Source organism: Agromyces sp. Root1464, from assembly GCF_001427265.1.
GTDB classification, from domain to species: Bacteria; Actinomycetota; Actinomycetes; order Actinomycetales; family Microbacteriaceae; genus Agromyces; species Agromyces fucosus.
On sequence record NZ_LMFU01000002.1, the window covers coordinates 695,869 to 710,118 of the forward strand.

At 69.7% G+C, this 14,250-nt stretch carries 17 protein-coding genes; 2 read left to right on the forward strand and 15 right to left on the reverse strand.

Going from position 1 to position 14,250, the window contains the following annotated elements:
- Window positions 1–35: 35 nt before the first annotated feature.
- The 7 genes from ASD23_RS18580 to rpsB form a co-directional block, all read right to left on the reverse strand.
- Complete coding sequence (locus ASD23_RS18580) at window positions 36–614, reverse strand: lytic transglycosylase domain-containing protein (RefSeq protein ID WP_235507690.1); 579 nt, start codon at window positions 612–614, stop codon at window positions 36–38.
- 209 nt (window positions 615–823) lie between these two features.
- Window positions 824–1,378, reverse strand: coding sequence for a DivIVA domain-containing protein (locus tag ASD23_RS09050; protein WP_056009533.1), 555 nt, complete (start codon window positions 1,376–1,378; stop codon window positions 824–826).
- A gap of 35 nt (window positions 1,379–1,413) precedes the next feature.
- Window positions 1,414–2,319 carry a phosphatidate cytidylyltransferase gene (locus tag ASD23_RS09055; RefSeq protein WP_235507691.1) on the reverse strand — a complete coding sequence of 302 codons (906 nt, stop codon included), beginning with the start codon at window positions 2,317–2,319 and terminating at the stop codon, window positions 1,414–1,416.
- A gap of 86 nt (window positions 2,320–2,405) precedes the next feature.
- Window positions 2,406–2,960: a ribosome recycling factor gene (gene frr / locus ASD23_RS09060; RefSeq protein ID WP_056009535.1), complete on the reverse strand. Its 555-nt coding sequence runs from the start codon at window positions 2,958–2,960 to the stop codon at window positions 2,406–2,408.
- Between the two features lie 33 nt (window positions 2,961–2,993).
- On the reverse strand, window positions 2,994–3,725 hold the full coding sequence (gene pyrH / locus ASD23_RS09065; protein ID WP_056009537.1) for a UMP kinase: 732 nt from the start codon (window positions 3,723–3,725) through the stop codon (window positions 2,994–2,996).
- 166 nt (window positions 3,726–3,891) lie between these two features.
- Window positions 3,892–4,722, reverse strand: coding sequence for a translation elongation factor Ts (gene tsf, locus ASD23_RS09070; protein ID WP_056009539.1), 831 nt, complete (start codon window positions 4,720–4,722; stop codon window positions 3,892–3,894).
- Window positions 4,723–4,750: 28 nt separating this feature from the next.
- A complete protein-coding gene (rpsB, locus tag ASD23_RS09075) occupies window positions 4,751–5,692 on the reverse strand; it encodes a 30S ribosomal protein S2 (RefSeq protein WP_056009541.1) in 942 nt (313 codons plus the stop codon).
- Window positions 5,693–5,962: 270 nt separating this feature from the next.
- On the opposite strand from rpsB, the gene ASD23_RS18585 reads away from it, so the two are divergent.
- Window positions 5,963–6,559, forward strand: a complete 597-nt coding sequence (locus ASD23_RS18585; protein ID WP_162248738.1) for a M23 family metallopeptidase — start codon at window positions 5,963–5,965, stop codon at window positions 6,557–6,559.
- Between the two features lies 1 nt (window position 6,560).
- Here the strand turns inward: ASD23_RS18585 and ASD23_RS09090 are convergent, their stop codons facing one another.
- Window positions 6,561–7,508 carry a tyrosine recombinase XerC gene (locus ASD23_RS09090; RefSeq protein WP_056009547.1) on the reverse strand — a complete coding sequence of 316 codons (948 nt, stop codon included), beginning with the start codon at window positions 7,506–7,508 and terminating at the stop codon, window positions 6,561–6,563.
- Between the two features lie 58 nt (window positions 7,509–7,566).
- Window positions 7,567–8,475, reverse strand: a complete 909-nt coding sequence (locus ASD23_RS09095) for a metallophosphoesterase (RefSeq protein ID WP_056009549.1) — start codon at window positions 8,473–8,475, stop codon at window positions 7,567–7,569.
- 171 nt (window positions 8,476–8,646) lie between these two features.
- Here ASD23_RS09095 and ASD23_RS09100 point away from each other — a divergent pair, with 171 nt between their 5' ends.
- Entirely contained in the window at window positions 8,647–9,156 is a 510-nt protein-coding gene (locus ASD23_RS09100) for an SRPBCC family protein (RefSeq protein ID WP_056009551.1), read from the forward strand.
- Window positions 9,157–9,208: 52 nt separating this feature from the next.
- Here ASD23_RS09100 and ASD23_RS09105 read toward each other — a convergent pair whose 3' ends face one another.
- From ASD23_RS09105 to ASD23_RS09130, 6 genes are all read right to left on the reverse strand, one after another.
- Window positions 9,209–9,661, reverse strand: coding sequence for a winged helix-turn-helix transcriptional regulator (locus ASD23_RS09105; RefSeq protein WP_056009553.1), 453 nt, complete (start codon window positions 9,659–9,661; stop codon window positions 9,209–9,211).
- Window positions 9,662–9,741: 80 nt separating this feature from the next.
- Entirely contained in the window at window positions 9,742–11,025 is a 1,284-nt protein-coding gene (gene dprA / locus ASD23_RS09110) for a DNA-processing protein DprA (protein WP_235507692.1), read from the reverse strand.
- On the reverse strand, window positions 11,022–12,572 hold the full coding sequence (locus ASD23_RS09115) for a YifB family Mg chelatase-like AAA ATPase (RefSeq protein ID WP_056009555.1): 1,551 nt from the start codon (window positions 12,570–12,572) through the stop codon (window positions 11,022–11,024). Before ASD23_RS09115 ends, dprA begins: the two co-directional genes overlap by 4 nt.
- Window positions 12,572–12,928, reverse strand: a complete 357-nt coding sequence (locus ASD23_RS09120; RefSeq protein ID WP_056009559.1) for a YraN family protein — start codon at window positions 12,926–12,928, stop codon at window positions 12,572–12,574. Before ASD23_RS09120 ends, ASD23_RS09115 begins: the two co-directional genes overlap by 1 nt.
- Window positions 12,929–13,239: 311 nt before the next feature.
- Entirely contained in the window at window positions 13,240–13,563 is a 324-nt protein-coding gene (locus tag ASD23_RS09125) for a DUF2469 family protein (RefSeq protein ID WP_022891843.1), read from the reverse strand.
- Window positions 13,564–13,568: 5 nt separating this feature from the next.
- A complete protein-coding gene (locus ASD23_RS09130; RefSeq protein ID WP_056009563.1) occupies window positions 13,569–14,249 on the reverse strand; it encodes a ribonuclease HII in 681 nt (226 codons plus the stop codon).
- Window position 14,250: the final 1 nt, after the last annotated feature.

Consider the following 14,250-nt stretch of genomic DNA (forward strand, 5'->3'; position numbering starts at 1 on the left):
CGCGGGATCCGCTCCCCACCGCGACCCGGGAGTGATCAGTACCAGCCGACGTCCTGCGAGTGCGCCCACGCGCCGCAGGGCGTGCCGTAGCGCCCGGAGACGTAGCCGAGCCCCCACTCGATCTGGGTCGCCGCATTGGTCTCCCAATCGGCACCGGCGGTCGCCATCTTCGAGCCGGGCAGCGCCTGCGGAATGCCGTACGCGCCGCTTCCGGCGTTGTACGCGTTCACGCGCCATCCGGATTCCTTGCTCCAGAGGGCCACGAGGCAGTCGAACTCGCTCGACGGCCATCCGCGAGCGGCGACCGCGCCCGCAGCGTACGCCTGGGCCGAACCGGGGTCGGGAGTCACCGCAGGAGGAGCCCACCCGCTCCCCTGGCTCGTCGAAGCGGGGGCGAGCTTGACCTCGGGCTTCTTCTCGACGTCGTAGCTCTCGTGGCCGACGTCGATCGAGTACTCGCCGGCGACCTCGATCGCCTGCACCGCCTCACCGCCGAATCGGTCGCCTGCGCCGGCGCTCGCGAGATTCGACGATGCGATCGCCCCCGAGAACGGGTCGACGACGTTCACGAGGAGGAAGCTGACGGATGCCGCGAAGGCGAACACGACGGTCACGGCCTGCTTGACGCGGCCGACGCGAGGGGCTCTGGCGGCCGCCGCTCCGACCGTCGGCGCCGGTCGGACGAACGGCGAGGAATCGACGGGCGACGGGGTTGCGATCGTCTCAGGACGCGGCTGCCCGGCCTCGTCACTTCCCGCATGTCTACCCACGATTCGACGAGTGTATCGAAAGAGCGAGCAGAGATTCCAACTCGACGCGCACGTCAGCGAACCGCGAGCATCACGTCGACGACCGCGTCGAGCAGCAGGTCGACCTGGGCCTCGCGATAGCCGCCGCGCTGGGTCTTGAAGACGACGCCGCGCACGTCGTCGATCGAGATCGGCCAGCCGTCGCTGAAGTACCTCGTGAGCTTGTCCGCGAAGCGGTCGACGTCGCGAGTACTGTACCCGCGCACGAGCGGCGCGACGCGATCGAACCGGTGGCCCTCGGGGCGCGCCAGGCGGTTGGAGACGACCTGTGCCGTCGCGCGCGCCTCGGTGAGCCACGCCTCCCCGCCGTGCAGGCGAGCGGCCACCTGGCGCTCCTGGGCGGCGAAGGCGTCTTCCAGCCGCTCGAGGGCCTGATCGACATGGGTCGTGGAGTAGCCGCCCTTCTGCATCGCGAAGGCCGTCAACCGGATGCGATCCGAAGTCAGCGGCTCGTCGTCGGGGCGAGCGGTGCCGTCGTACGCACGCCGCGCCACCTGCAGGAACGATTCGACCTGAGCCGTGTTGTATCCGAGCTTGGGCTTGCGAGCGCGAGGGAAGGTGGAGTCCACCGCTCCATTATCACCGAGGGTCGGCGCGGAAACGGTCACCCGAAGATCCGGAATGCCACGAACGCGACGGCCGCGGAGGGAAGGATCGAGTCGAGGCGATCGAGGAAGCCGCCGTGCCCCGGGAGCCACGAGCTCATGTCCTTGATGCCGATGTCACGCTTGATCAGGGACTCGACGAGGTCGCCGAGGGTCGCGGTGAGGAAGATCGCCGCCCCGAAGATCAGGCCGAACCACCAGGTGTTGCCGAGCATGAGGGTCGAGAGCAGCACACCCGCGACAAGGCTGACCCCGGCGCCGCCCGCGAAGCCCTCCCAGGTCTTCTTCGGGCTGATGATCGGCGCCATCTTGTGCTTGCCGAGCATGAGGCCGAACGCGTAGGCACCGGTGTCGGCCGCGACGGCCACTGCGATGAACGCGAGCGTCCACAGCTCGCCGCCCTCTGCCGCGGTCAGCACCACTGCGAAGGTCGCGAGGAAGGTCACGTAGCCCTGCACGAAGGCGCCTGCCGCGAGATCGCGGCCGAATTCGCGGCCCGAGCGGCGCAGTGTCGGCACGGCCTGCTCGCCGAGTCGCCAGAGCGAGACGATGAGGATGCCGCCGAGCACCGCGATCAGCTGCCCGCCGGCGCCCCCGTAGTACGCGAGCGGCACGGCCGCCACCGCGACGACGACGGTCGGGATGCGCGGAACGTGATAGCCGCCCTTGCGGAGGGCCTGCGCGAGTTCGTAGCTCGCGAACGCGGCGATGACCACCGCGAAGAGCATGAACAGCTCTTTGATGACGAGGAGGCTGAGGAGCAGCACGGCGCCGAACCCGAGCCCGATGAGCGTCGCGAGGATCAGGTTGCGGCCCGTGCGAGCCTTGATCTTCTCCTGGGCCTGGTCGAACTGGGCCCTGCCGACCTCGAACTGCCGTTCCAGGTCGGCCTTCCGGGCGTGCACTTGCGCTCGGAACTCCTCGCGCGAGGTTCGTTCTGCTCCCCCGGCGTCCGACTGATCCTCTTCTGGGACGCCCGACATCGTGTGCCTCAGACCTCGAGGAGTTCGGCTTCCTTGCGCTTCAGGGCGTCGTCGATCGCGTCCACGTTGGACTTGGTGATCTGCTCGAGTTCCTTCTCCGCGCGCGAAACCTCGTCGTCTCCGACGTCGCCCTTGAGCGCGTCGAGGTCGTCCTTCGCCTTGCGGCGGATGTTGCGCACCGACACGCGCGCGTCTTCGGCCTTGCCGCGCACGATCTTGACGAACTCGCGGCGACGCTCCTCAGTGAGCTCGGGCAGCGTGACACGGATGATGTTGCCGTCGTTCGAGGGATTCGCCCCGAGGTTCGGCGTGTCGCGGATGGCCTGCTCGATGTCCTTCAGCGCACCCTTGTCGTAGGGCGTGACCACGAGGGTTCGCGCTTCGGGGTTCTGCATCGATGCGAGCTGCGCGAGCGGCGTCGGGGTGCCGTAGTAGCTCACCATGATCTTCTGGAAGAGCTGGGGGTTCGCCCGACCGGTGCGAACGCTCGAGAAGTCGTCTTTGGCGACCTCCACGGCCTTCTGCATGCGTGTGGTGGCATCGGAAAGTACGTCCGCGATCACGGGGGCTCCTTCTGGTTCGCTACTCGGGACAGTCTATCGACTGGTGGCGGGCTCGCCGTTGCTGACGATCGTGCCGAGTTCGGCGCCGAGGATCGCCGCGGTGACGTTGCCGTGCGGCGACATGCCGAAGACCTGCATGGGCATGCCGTTGTCCATGCAGAGGCTGAACGCCGTCGAGTCGACGACCTTGAGCCCGCGCTGCAGGGCCTCCTGGTAGCTGATGCGGTCGATCTTGTGCGCGTCGGGATTGGTACGCGGATCGTCGGAGTAGACGCCGTCGACCCCGTTCTTCGCGACGAGCACGACCTCGGCGTCGATCTCGAGCGCGCGCTGCGCGGCGACCGTGTCGGTCGAGAAGTAGGGCAGACCGGCGCCGGCACCGAAGATGACGACCCGGCCCTTCTCGAGGTGCCGCTCGGCACGACGCGGGATGTACGGCTCCGCGACCTGCGTCATCGAGATCGCGGACTGCACGCGCGTCTCGGCGCCCGCCTGCTCGAGGAAGTCCTGGAGGGCGAGGGCGTTCATCACGGTGCCGAGCATGCCCATGTAGTCGGCCCGGCCGCGGTCCATGCCGCGCTGGGAGAGCTCGGCGCCGCGGAAGAAGTTGCCGCCGCCGACGACGATCGCGATCTCGACCGTTCGAGCGGCGTCGGCGATCTCGCGTGCGAGCGCACTGATCACATCGGGGTTCACCCCGAGGGCACCGGCGCCGAACGCCTCCCCCGAGAGTTTCAGCAGAACCCTGCGCTTGCGTTCCGTCATCCCGACCGATCCTTCCCCTCTGGGGTCAAAGCTACTGGTTCGCCGAGCCCGGCGCAGTGCCGGGACTCGGGCGTGTTCGACGGGCACGACCCGCCAGGCATCCGGAATCGATCCGGACACAGCAAAGGAGTCCGGATCGCGAACGATCCGGACTCCTTCGGGGCACTTACGCGCCGACCTTGAAGCGAGCGAAGTCGCTCACCGTGAGGCCTGCGTCCGAGAGCACCTTCGCGACGGACAGCTTGTTGTCCTTCGCGTAGTCCTGCTCGAGCAGTGCGACCTGCTTGAAGAAGGCGCCGATGCGACCCTCGACGATCTTCGGGAGGGCGGCCTCGGGCTTGCCCTCCTCGCGGGTGATCTGCTCGACGATCGCGCGCTCCTTGTCGACCGCCTCGGCGGGCACGTCTTCACGAGTGAGGTACTCGGGAGCGGCGAACGAGATGTGCTGAGCGACCGAGCGGGCGGTCTCAGCGTCGGCACCGGCGTAGCCGAGCACGACGCCGACCTGCGGCGGGAGGTCCTTCGACGTCTTGTGCAGGTAGATCGAGAACTGCTCGCCCTTGACGAGGCGGACGCGACGAAGCTCCACCTTCTCGCCGAGGATCGCAGCCTCTTCGTCGATCACGGTCGCGACGGTCTTGCCGTCGGCCGGAGCGGCGAGTGCGGCGTCGAGGTCCTCGGCGCGGGCAGCTGCGACTGCAGCGAGCACGCGGTCGGCGAGGCCGACGAACTTGTCGCCCTTGGCGACGAAGTCGGTCTCGCAGGCGAGCTCGATGATGGTCGCGGTGCCGTCGCCGTTGTCGACGGCAGCCACGAGGCCCTCGGAGGTGGAACGGTCGGCGCGCTTGGCATTGCCCTTCGCGCCCTTCAGGCGGAGGATCTCGACCGCCTTCTCCATGTCGCCATCGGCTTCGACGAGGGCGTTCTTGGTGTCGACCATGCCGGTGCCGAGGCGCTCGCGCAGGTTCTTGACGTCTTCGAGAGTGAAGTTGGCCATATCTCGTAAGTCTCCTGAACTCGTGGTCTTACTTGGACTCGGCGGCTTCAGCAGCCTCCGCGCCTTCGACGTCTGCAGCGGTCTCGGTCGCGGCGACCTCGGTCGCGGCTTCGTCGACGACCTCAGCCGCTTCGGCCTCGGCCTCTTCGACGGTCTCGGCTACAGCCTCGGTCTCGGCCGAAGCCTGCTCCGGGGTGGTCTCGGAACCGGCCTGGAGGAGCTCCTGCTCCCACTCGGCGAGCGGCTCGACGGCGGAGACGTTGCCTTCGGCCTCGGGCTTCTGGTGGCGCTCGATGAGGCCCTCGGCAGCAGCGTCGGCGACGATGCGGGTGAGCAGGCTCACGGAACGGATCGCGTCGTCGTTGCCCGGAATCGGGTACTGGACCTCGTCGGGGTCGCAGTTGGTGTCGAGGATGCCGATGACGGGGATGCCGAGCTTCTTGGCCTCGTCGATCGCGAGGTGCTCCTTCTTGGTGTCGACAACCCAGAGCGCCGACGGCGTCTTCGTCAGGTTGCGGATACCGCCGAGCGACTTGTGCAGCTTGTCGAGCTCGCGCTTCTTGATGAGGAGTTCCTTCTTCGTGAAGCCACTCGTGGTGCCTTCGAAGTCGAGCTCCTCGAGCTCCTTCATGCGCGCGAGGCGCTTGGAGACCGTCTGGAAGTTGGTGAGGAGGCCACCGAGCCAGCGCTGGTTCACGTAGGGCTGGCCGACGCGGGTCGCCTGCTCGGCGATCGCGTTCTGCGCCTGCTTCTTGGTGCCGACGAAGAGGATGGTGCCGCCGTGGGCGACGGTCTCGCGCACGAAGTCGTACGTCTTGTCGATGTAGGCGAGCGACTGCTGCAGGTCGATGATGTAGCTGCCCGAACGCTCCGTGAGGATGAAGCGCTTCATCTTCGGGTTCCAACGGCGGGTCTGGTGCCCGAAGTGAACGCCGCTGTCGAGCAGCTGGCGAATGGTGACGACGGCCATGAGCCGTACTCCTTTGTTCTCAGTTGTCGCTCCGGCCGGCGGCTGGAGCCCTGGCGCCCGGCACGGCTCCGCCGGTTTCTGCGGTGAGGCAGAGAACTGGACTGAGTGGAGTCGTTGGCCGAAATGGCGCGCGTAGTCACCCCGGAAGACCGGGGTGCTCCCGATACTCTACCATCGGCACTCCCCCTCCCCAACCGCGGTCGACGCCGGTGCGTCCACGCACCCGGCCTCGGCGCGAGCGGATGCCTCGTACGAGCCGATCATCGGATCATGAACGCTCGAACAGCACGACGCCGACGCGCGGCTCGTCTCGCCTCGTCCATACCCGCGATCGTCGTGCTCGCGCTCGTTGCGACGGGCTCGCCGGCATCTGCAGCGGAGGGGCCATCGTCGGTCGCGATGCCCGAGACCGGGAGGCTCGACGTCTCATCTCCCCGCGATGCATCGGAACCGCCGGCGGAACCGTGGCGGTGGCCGGTGGCCGCGCCGATCCGCATCCTGGCACCCTTCCGCGCCCCGCCGACGCCGTACACGGCCGGTCATCGCGGTATCGACGTCGCTGCGGCGGCCGGCGCCCCCGTGGTGGCACCCGCTCCAGGGGTAGTCAGCTTCAGCGGCATGGTCGCCGGACGCCCGGTCGTCGCGATCGACCACGGCCACGGCGTCGTCAGCGCGGTCGAGCCGGTCGCGGGGGTCGTCGAGGCGGGCACCCCGGTGACGGCCGGCGACGCGATCGGCTCCGTCGCGACCGGTGGCCACTGCGATTCGGGCTGCGTGCACTTCGGCGTGCGGGTCGACGGCGAGTACGTGTCGCCGTTCCTCTTCCTCGGCGGCCTGCCGCGGGCGGTGCTGCTGCCGCCGGCGTGAGTCAGGCGCGCGGATGCGCCGTGCGGTAGCTCTGCTTCAGACGCTCCGATGAGACGTGGGTATAGATCTGCGTCGTGCCGAGGCTCGCGTGCCCCAGGAACTCCTGCACGGCGCGCAGGTCGGCGCCACCGTCGAGCAAGTGCGTCGCCGCGGTGTGACGGAAGGCGTGCGGACCGCTCGGGCCCGTGCCCGGGATCTCGGCGAGGATGGCGGCGACGAGCCCGTAGACGCTGCGCACCCCCATGCGACCTCCTCGAGAGCCGAGGAAGACTGCATTCGTAGCAGCTGGTGCGCTCGCGACCTTCGAGCTCACAACTTTCTCGCTCGCGTTCGCAATGAGCTTCGGGCGTGATTCGTCGAGATACCGGTCGATCGCACGGGCCGCAGGAGCCCCGTAGGGAACCATCCGCTCCTTGGACCCCTTGCCGAGCACGCGCACGATGCGTCGGCGCCGGTCGACGTCGTCGAGATCGAGGCCCACGAGCTCCGAGACGCGGAGGGCCGAGGCATAGAGCAGCTCGATGATCGCGAGGTCCCTCACTTCAGTGGGCGAACCTCCGGCGGCCCGGGCCGACAGCGCCGCGAGCGCGTCGGTGACGGCCTGCTCGGTGACGACGCGGGGCAGGGTGCGCTGAGCCCGCGGCGCCTTGAGGCGCATGCCGGGATCGGCGCCGAGCAGACCGCGGCGGGTCAGCCAGGCGGTGAATCCCCGAGCGGATGCCGCGCGCCGCGCGATGCTCGTCCTGGCGAGGCCGCGCTCGGTGGCCGCCCAGAGCCAGTCGCGCAGGAGCGGCAGGTCGATCGCCGCGGCATCCGTCGACCCACGTGCCTCGGTGTAGGCGATGAGCTCGACGAGGTCGCTCCGATAGGCGGCGACGGTGTGCGGCGAGTAGCCGCGCTCGATCGCCACATGCGACAGGTAGTCGTCGAGCAGCTGGTCGAGGTTCACGACTCCAGCTTGCGCCCGGAACGGCCGGCGCGGCACACGGCGCGCCCGCAGTCGCGGGTCACACCGTGCCGAGCTTGCGCGAGAAGCGCTCGAGACGCGCGTCGGGCGACAACGACTCGATCTCGTCGAGGAAGGCCTCATCGAGCGTCGTGACCGGCGGGTACGGCCCGACCGGCACGACCGACGTCACGACGCCGTCGGGGTAGAGGTGCACGAGCGAGAAGCTGCGGCCGCCGTCGACACCGACGAGATCGCGCGGCGACGCCGAGAGATCCATCGTGTATGCGGTTGCTCCGGCGACGGAGACGGGGATCCCGGCGAAGGTGCCGTTGGTCGCATAGTGCAGGTGCCCGCCGAGGATGACCCGAACGTCGCGGCCGCGCACGACGTCGGCGAGGCGGTCCTGCCCGCGGAGTTCGAGCACGTCCATGAGCGCGAGCGGCGTGGCGATGGGTGCGTGGTGCAGCGCGATGACGGTGCCGTGCTCGGCGGGCTCATCGAGGGCCGCCGCGAGCCAGTCGAGCGCGGCGTCGTCGAGTTCGCCGTGATGGTAGTCGGGCACCGTGGAGTCGAGCGCGATGATGCGGAGGCCGTCGACCTCGACGACGCGGTGCACCGGTGCGTCGCTCGCGGGCTCGCCGAGCAACTCGCTGCGGAACGCGGCGCGCTCGTCGTGATTGCCCATCACCCAGACGAGTCGGGAGCCCATGCGGTCGGCGAGGGGCTCGAGCGCGGAACGCGCGAGACGGTACGCATCGGGCTCCCCCAGGTCGGCGACATCGCCGGTGACGACGATCGCATCGACCCGGCCGCCGAGCCGCTCGAGCTGCGCGGAGACCTGCGCAAGCGCCAGGACCGTGTCCGCGACACCGCCGAGCGGCGCGCCGCCGCGCAGGAGGTGCGTATCGCTCACCTGGGCGATCACGTGTCGGGCTGCGGGGTACCGACCGAGTTGCGGGTGCTGCATCGCGCCCTCCTTTCGCCGCCAGCCTAGGACGTGCCGCCGACGCCGAGCGGAGGACGCGGATGCAGCGCGGCAGCCGACGCGAGAAAGTGCAACAAATTGGTTGCACTAATCGGACGGGCTGGCTAGCGTTGCTTGCATCATGCAAGCACCACCGACGAGAGGCTTCCGGGAATGAACGACTTCAGCACCTCCATCACCATCAAGCGACCGCCCGAGGACGTCTTCCGCGCTGTCCTCGACGCTCGGGGGTGGTGGAATGAGGCGATCGAGGGCCCGACCTCGGCGGTGGGCGACGAGTTCGGATTCGAGGTCGCCGGGCTCCACCGCACGCGGATGCGGATCACGGACGTCGAGCCCGACCGACGCATCACCTGGCTCGTCGTCGACAACTTCTTCGCCTTCGTCGAGGACCAGAGCGAGTGGGTCGGCGACCGGATCGAGTTCGACGTCGTACCGGATGGCGATGGAACCCGCCTGACGTTCACGCAACGGGGATTGGTGCCGGGCCTCGAGTGCTACGACGTGTGCTCGAATGCGTGGGTCTTCTTCGTGAGGGACAGCCTGCGTCGGCTGGCCGAGGACGGGAAGGGCATGCCCGAGTCGTCGGCCGGGAGGGCGGCACCCGCTGCGCGAGCGCGAGCCGCGGCGGAGGCCCTCGCCGAAGGTGCTGCTCCTGCGTGACCGGTCGTCGCCGGCCGCCCCATCGATCCTGGTCTGGCGGCCGGGTCGTTCATCACTGCAGGCCAGGGCCGGGCACGGCGACGATCTCCCCCGGAGGAAGCGAGTCGCCGCACGTGTCGCACCGCAGGTCCAGGTGTACCGGGCTCTCGCAGCGGCGGTGCCGGTAGACGATCGGGGCGCCGTTCGGTGCGGCCCACGTGTCGCCCCACGCGCTCAGCGCGAGAATGACCGGTTCGAGATCGCGGGCTCGCGCCGTCAGCACGTACTCACGGACTTCGGCGCCGTCGGCTGCGCGCCTGCTCTCCATGAGGCCGTTCTCGGTGAACAGCTCGAGTCGAGCCGCCAGCACGTTCGAGGCGATTCCGAGCGATCGCTCGAAGTCCGTGAACCGGCGAGCGCCCCCGAACATCGCGTCCCTGATGATGAGCAGGCTCCATCGTTCGCCCACCACCTCGAGCGCGCGGGCAGCAGAGCAGTTCTCCCGCTCGTAGGTTCTTCCCAGCACGGCGCACCCTCCTGACATCCGCGGGCCCCTCAGCAGCCGCCTGCATCACGCTAGCCCTCGGTGCAGGCGGTTGCGAAGCGTCAGCTCCGAGCGACCCGCAGCCACCCGAACGGATGCCGCTTGACATGGCCCACCGCCTCGAGGCCGCCGAGCACGCCCATCACGCCCGACGGCGTCATGCCGCACCGACGTGCGATGTCGGCGAGCTCGCGAGGGCTTCGGGTGCTCAACGCATCGAGCACACGCACCGTCTCAGGTGAGGCCGCAGCGCCGCGGGCGCCTCGATCGTCCGACTCCGGCTCCGACACCGACTCCGACACCGATCCTGGCGACCGCCGCTCGGAGGCGGCGCTGCGCGGTCCTCCCCCGACGAGTTCCGCCATTTGCTCGGCATCCGTGACGCAGATGGCGTCGTACTCGCGCAGGAGCCGGTGGCATCCGGCGGAGGCGGGACTCGTCACGGGTCCGGGAACGGCGCCGAGCGGTCTGCCGAGGGCAGCGGCATGGCCAGCCGTATTGAGCGATCCGGAGCGGTACCCGGCCTCGAGCACGACCGTCGCCTCGCTCGCCGCTGCGATCAACCGGTTGCGCTGCAGGAACCTCCACTTCGTGGGCGCGGCCCCGCACGGCAGTTCGGAGACGACCGCTCCGGTGTCGACGATTCGCGAGAGCAGGGTCTCGTGCCCCATGGGATAGAACCGGTCGACGCCCCCGGCGAGGAAGGCGACGGTGGTGCCTCCGCTCGCGAGCGCCGAGCGGTGGGCCATGCCGTCGATGCCGTATGCGCCACCGCTCACGACCGTGAAGCCCCGATCGACGAGCCCGGCGGATGCTTCCATGGTGACGTGCTCGCCGTAGCCGGTCGCGGCGCGCGCACCGACGAGCGAGATCGACGCCGACGACCCGTCGAGGGCGTGCTCACGACCTCGGATCCACAAGCCGAGTGGGGCGTGAATGCCGAGCTCGTCGACCCCGGCCGGCCACGCCGCATCGTTCGGGAGGATGAGGCGGGCGCCGACCCGAGCCGCCTGCTCGAGCGCCCTGCCGAATGCACCGAGGTCGAGGCGCGGCGACCATCGCCCGAGGCCCGACTCCGCCTCGCGAAGGTCGGCAGAACCACCCGCATTCGTCAGCGCCTCGACGAGGTCGGCGGGACTCGCCGACTCGAGGAGCAACGTTGCGGCGCCGACCGCACCGAACACGTCGATCGCGCGGCCGAGGAAGCCGTCGCCGGGCTCGGCGACGGAGCCGAGCAGTGCTCGAGCGTAGATCTCGTCGAGCGCATCGGCGTCGGCGATCGGTACGGATCGCACCGACGAGAGTGCGGCACGCAGCTCGGTCGCACCACGATGGACGGCGTTCACAGCGGGAGTCCCTTTCTGAGGAAGAGTGCTCGGCCGACGTGATCGAGCAGGGGGATATCGGCGCCGTCGAGGTCTGCGAGGGTCCACGCGACTTTCAGGATGCGGTCGTAGCCGCGCATGGTCACGCCCCCGAGTTCGAGCGCACGGTCGAGGTCGGCGGTCGCGCGACCACCGGGGTGGAGCCCGCCGGCACCGCGCATCCACGGACCGGGCATCTGGGCGTTCGTTCGCCACGGCGTGCCGCGCAGCCGACGGGCGGCGCGGGCTCGGGCCTCGACCACCCGGTCGCGTGCGACCTCGGTGGACATGCCCGGGCGCTCGGCTGCGATGCGGAGGCCGGCCGCGGTGATGCGCGGCACCCGGAGTTGCACGTCGATGCGGTCGAGGAGCGGGCCCGAGATGCGGGCCAGGTAGCGTCGGCGTGCGTTCGGCGGGCAGGTGCACTCCGCGCCCTTCGAGCCGTGATTGCCGCAGGGGCATGGATTGGCGGCGAGCACGAGTTGGAAGCGGGCCGGGAACGACGCGACGGCATTGGCCCGATGGATGGCGATCGAGCCCGACTCGAGCGGTTGACGCAACACGTCGAGCACCGCGGACGGGAACTCGGGCGCCTCGTCGAGGAACAGCACGCCATGGGAGGCGCGCGCCGCCGCACCGGGTCGGATGAGTCGGCTGCCGCCGCCGACCATCGCCGCAGCGGTGGCCGTGTGGTGCGGCGCTTCGAACGGCGGGCGACGAGAGAGCCCCGAGATGGGCGGGCGGCCGGACAGCGAGCGGAGCGACGCGACCTCGAGCGCCTCATCGGCCTCGAGATCGGGCAGGATGCCCGGCAGGCGCGATGCCAGCATCGTCTTTCCCGCGCCCGGTGGACCGAGCAGGAAGACGTGGTGTCCGCCCGCTGCCGCCGCGAGCAGCGCCTGCACGGCGTCGTCGTTGCCCGAGACGTCCGCGAGGTCGCCGTGCGGCTCGTCGACCGATGCGGTGGGATCAGGGCGATCGGGTGCCGGTACTGCATCGAACTCCCGCTCGTCGTAGACGCCCCCGTGATGCACCGCCGCATCGAGCAGCGACGCCACGCCGATGACGCTCACCCCGGGCACGAGCCGTGCCTCGTCGCTGTTGGCAGCGGGAACCATGACGGTGTCGTAGCCGGCCCGCACGGCGGCGAGTACGGCAGGGAGGATGCCGTCGATCGGCCGGAGCCTGCCGTCGAGACCGAGTTCGCCGAGGTGCACGACCCGCTCGATCGACTCCGCGGAGATCTCGCCGGCCGCCGCGAGGCAGGCGACGGCGATCGCGAGGTCGAACCCCGAGCCGTGCTTGGGCAGTGCTGCCGGCGAGAGGTTGACGGTGAGCCGCCGCTGCGGGAGCGGGCAGCCGGCGTTCACCGCCGCGGCCCGCACCCGATCACGCGCCTCGCCGAGGGCGGCATCGGGCAGGCCGATGATCACGAAGGCCGGCAGCTGCGAGGAGAGATCGGCCTCGACCTCGACGACCGAGCCGCTCAGGCCGAGGAGGGCGACGGATCGCGTGCGAGCGACCGGCATCAGTTGATGCCCTCGAGGTGCTCGATGAGCGCCGGCGCCTCGATCGGCGCGAGGACGGCGACCGCGTCGATGCGGATGCGGGACACCGGGGCATCCGTCGCCTCGCACCAGGCGATCGCGAGGCGCCGCATGCGCGCGAGCTTCAACGGCGTGATCGCCTCGAAGGGATGTCCGTAGTCGCCCGAGGTGCGCGTCTTGACCTCGACGAACACCGTGTCGTGGCCGTCACGCGCGACGATGTCGATCTCGCCGATGCGGCACCGCCAGTTGCGCTCGAGCACCTGCATTCCGCGAGCCTCGAGATGCTCGACCGCGAGTTGTTCGCCGCGTCGGCCGAGTTCTGCATTGTGCGACATCCGCACCACCTCCGCGTCCAGCGTCGCGGGCCGAACGGGGCGGCAGGCTCGCCCGCTGCGAGGCAGTGGGGAACTCCGGGAGTTCGCGACTGGGGAGACCGAGTGACCGGGCCTGCAGGGCGAGCATTCGCTCGACGGCGCGGCGCGGTGCAAGGCTGGCGCGATGGTCACCGCGACGTGCGGTCAGTTGCTCCCGCCGGGCGCGAAGCTCCGCGAGACGCTCGTCAAGGGCCTCGGCGACACCGAGACGGTGCACCTCGAGCGCCGCCTCAGCTGAGCCGGCCTCGGCCGAGCCTCGACCAGGCAGTCGACTACTCGTCGAGCGCGAGCTCTTTCGGCAACTCGAACTCGCGCGTGGCGAGCTCTTCGACGTTGACGTCCTTGAACGTGAGAACACGCACGGACTTCACGAAACGGTCGGCACGGTAGACGTCCCACACCCAGACGTCTTTCATCGTCAGCTCGAAGTAGAAATCGTGCTCGGTGTCCCGGCGCACGAGTTCGACCTCGTTCGCGAGGTAGAACCGTCGCTCGGTCTCGACCACGTACTTGAACTGCGACACGATGTCGCGGTACTCCCGATACAGGGCCAGCTCGACCTCGCGGTCGTAGTCTTCGAACTCGTCCTCATCCATCGCACTCATCCTACGCTGAGGTCGAAGAGCGTCGGCGCGGGTTGCGACTGCTCGTGCAGCCACGTGGTGCGGTGGAGCTCGCTCGGACCGTGCTCGGCGATCGCGGCGAAGTGCGCGCGACTCGAATATCCCTTGTTCTCGTCCCACGAGTAGAGCGGGCGCTCGTCGTGCGCGCGTCGCATGAAGCGATCGCGGTGCACCTTCGCGATGACGGATGCCGCGGCGACCGACGCGCAGTCGCGGTCGGCCTTGATCCGCGTGACGACACGGGCCCGACGCTCGATCGAGGCGCTCAGCCAGTCGTGGTTGCCGTCGAGGAGGAGTGGCACGTCGGCGATGAGCTCGTTGGCCGCCGACAGCTCGGCGAACGCACGGGCCCCGGCGAGCCCGAGGCAGGCCATGATGCCGAGTTCGTCGATCTCGGCTGCAGTGGCCTCGCCGACGGCGGATGCCCGCACCCAGGCGGTGGCCCGAGGGGCCATCGCCTCACGGCGGGGTTCGCTCAGCAGCTTCGAATCACGGAGCCCGGCCGGCATCCGGCGGACGCCGGAGTCGATGAGCACGAGGCCGATCGTGACGGGCCCGGCGAGGGCACCGCGGCCGACCTCGTCGCACGCGAGCATCATGGGCGATTCGGCGAAGAACTCTCGCTCGACGCGGAGCGTCGGCACTGCTGCGGGCGCCATC

Bases quoted from the DNA above. Each gene is read 5' to 3' on its own strand.
- pyrH (WP_056009537.1), bottom strand. From the start codon at position 3,725: ATGACGGAACGCAAGCGCAGGGTTCTGCTGAAACTCTCGGGGGAGGCG.
- tsf (WP_056009539.1), bottom strand. From the start codon at position 4,722: ATGGCCAACTTCACTCTCGAAGACGTCAAGAACCTGCGCGAGCGCCTC.
- rpsB (WP_056009541.1), bottom strand. From the start codon at position 5,692: ATGGCCGTCGTCACCATTCGCCAGCTGCTCGACAGCGGCGTTCACTTC.
- ASD23_RS18585 (WP_162248738.1), top strand. From the start codon at position 5,963: ATGAACGCTCGAACAGCACGACGCCGACGCGCGGCTCGTCTCGCCTCG.
- ASD23_RS09095 (WP_056009549.1), bottom strand. From the start codon at position 8,475: ATGCAGCACCCGCAACTCGGTCGGTACCCCGCAGCCCGACACGTGATC.
- ASD23_RS09100 (WP_056009551.1), top strand. From the start codon at position 8,647: ATGAACGACTTCAGCACCTCCATCACCATCAAGCGACCGCCCGAGGAC.
- ASD23_RS09115 (WP_056009555.1), bottom strand. From the start codon at position 12,572: ATGCCGGTCGCTCGCACGCGATCCGTCGCCCTCCTCGGCCTGAGCGGC.
- ASD23_RS09120 (WP_056009559.1), bottom strand. From the start codon at position 12,928: ATGTCGCACAATGCAGAACTCGGCCGACGCGGCGAACAACTCGCGGTC.
- ASD23_RS09125 (WP_022891843.1), bottom strand. From the start codon at position 13,563: ATGGATGAGGACGAGTTCGAAGACTACGACCGCGAGGTCGAGCTGGCC.
- ASD23_RS09130 (WP_056009563.1), bottom strand. From the start codon at position 14,249: ATGGCGCCCGCAGCAGTGCCGACGCTCCGCGTCGAGCGAGAGTTCTTC.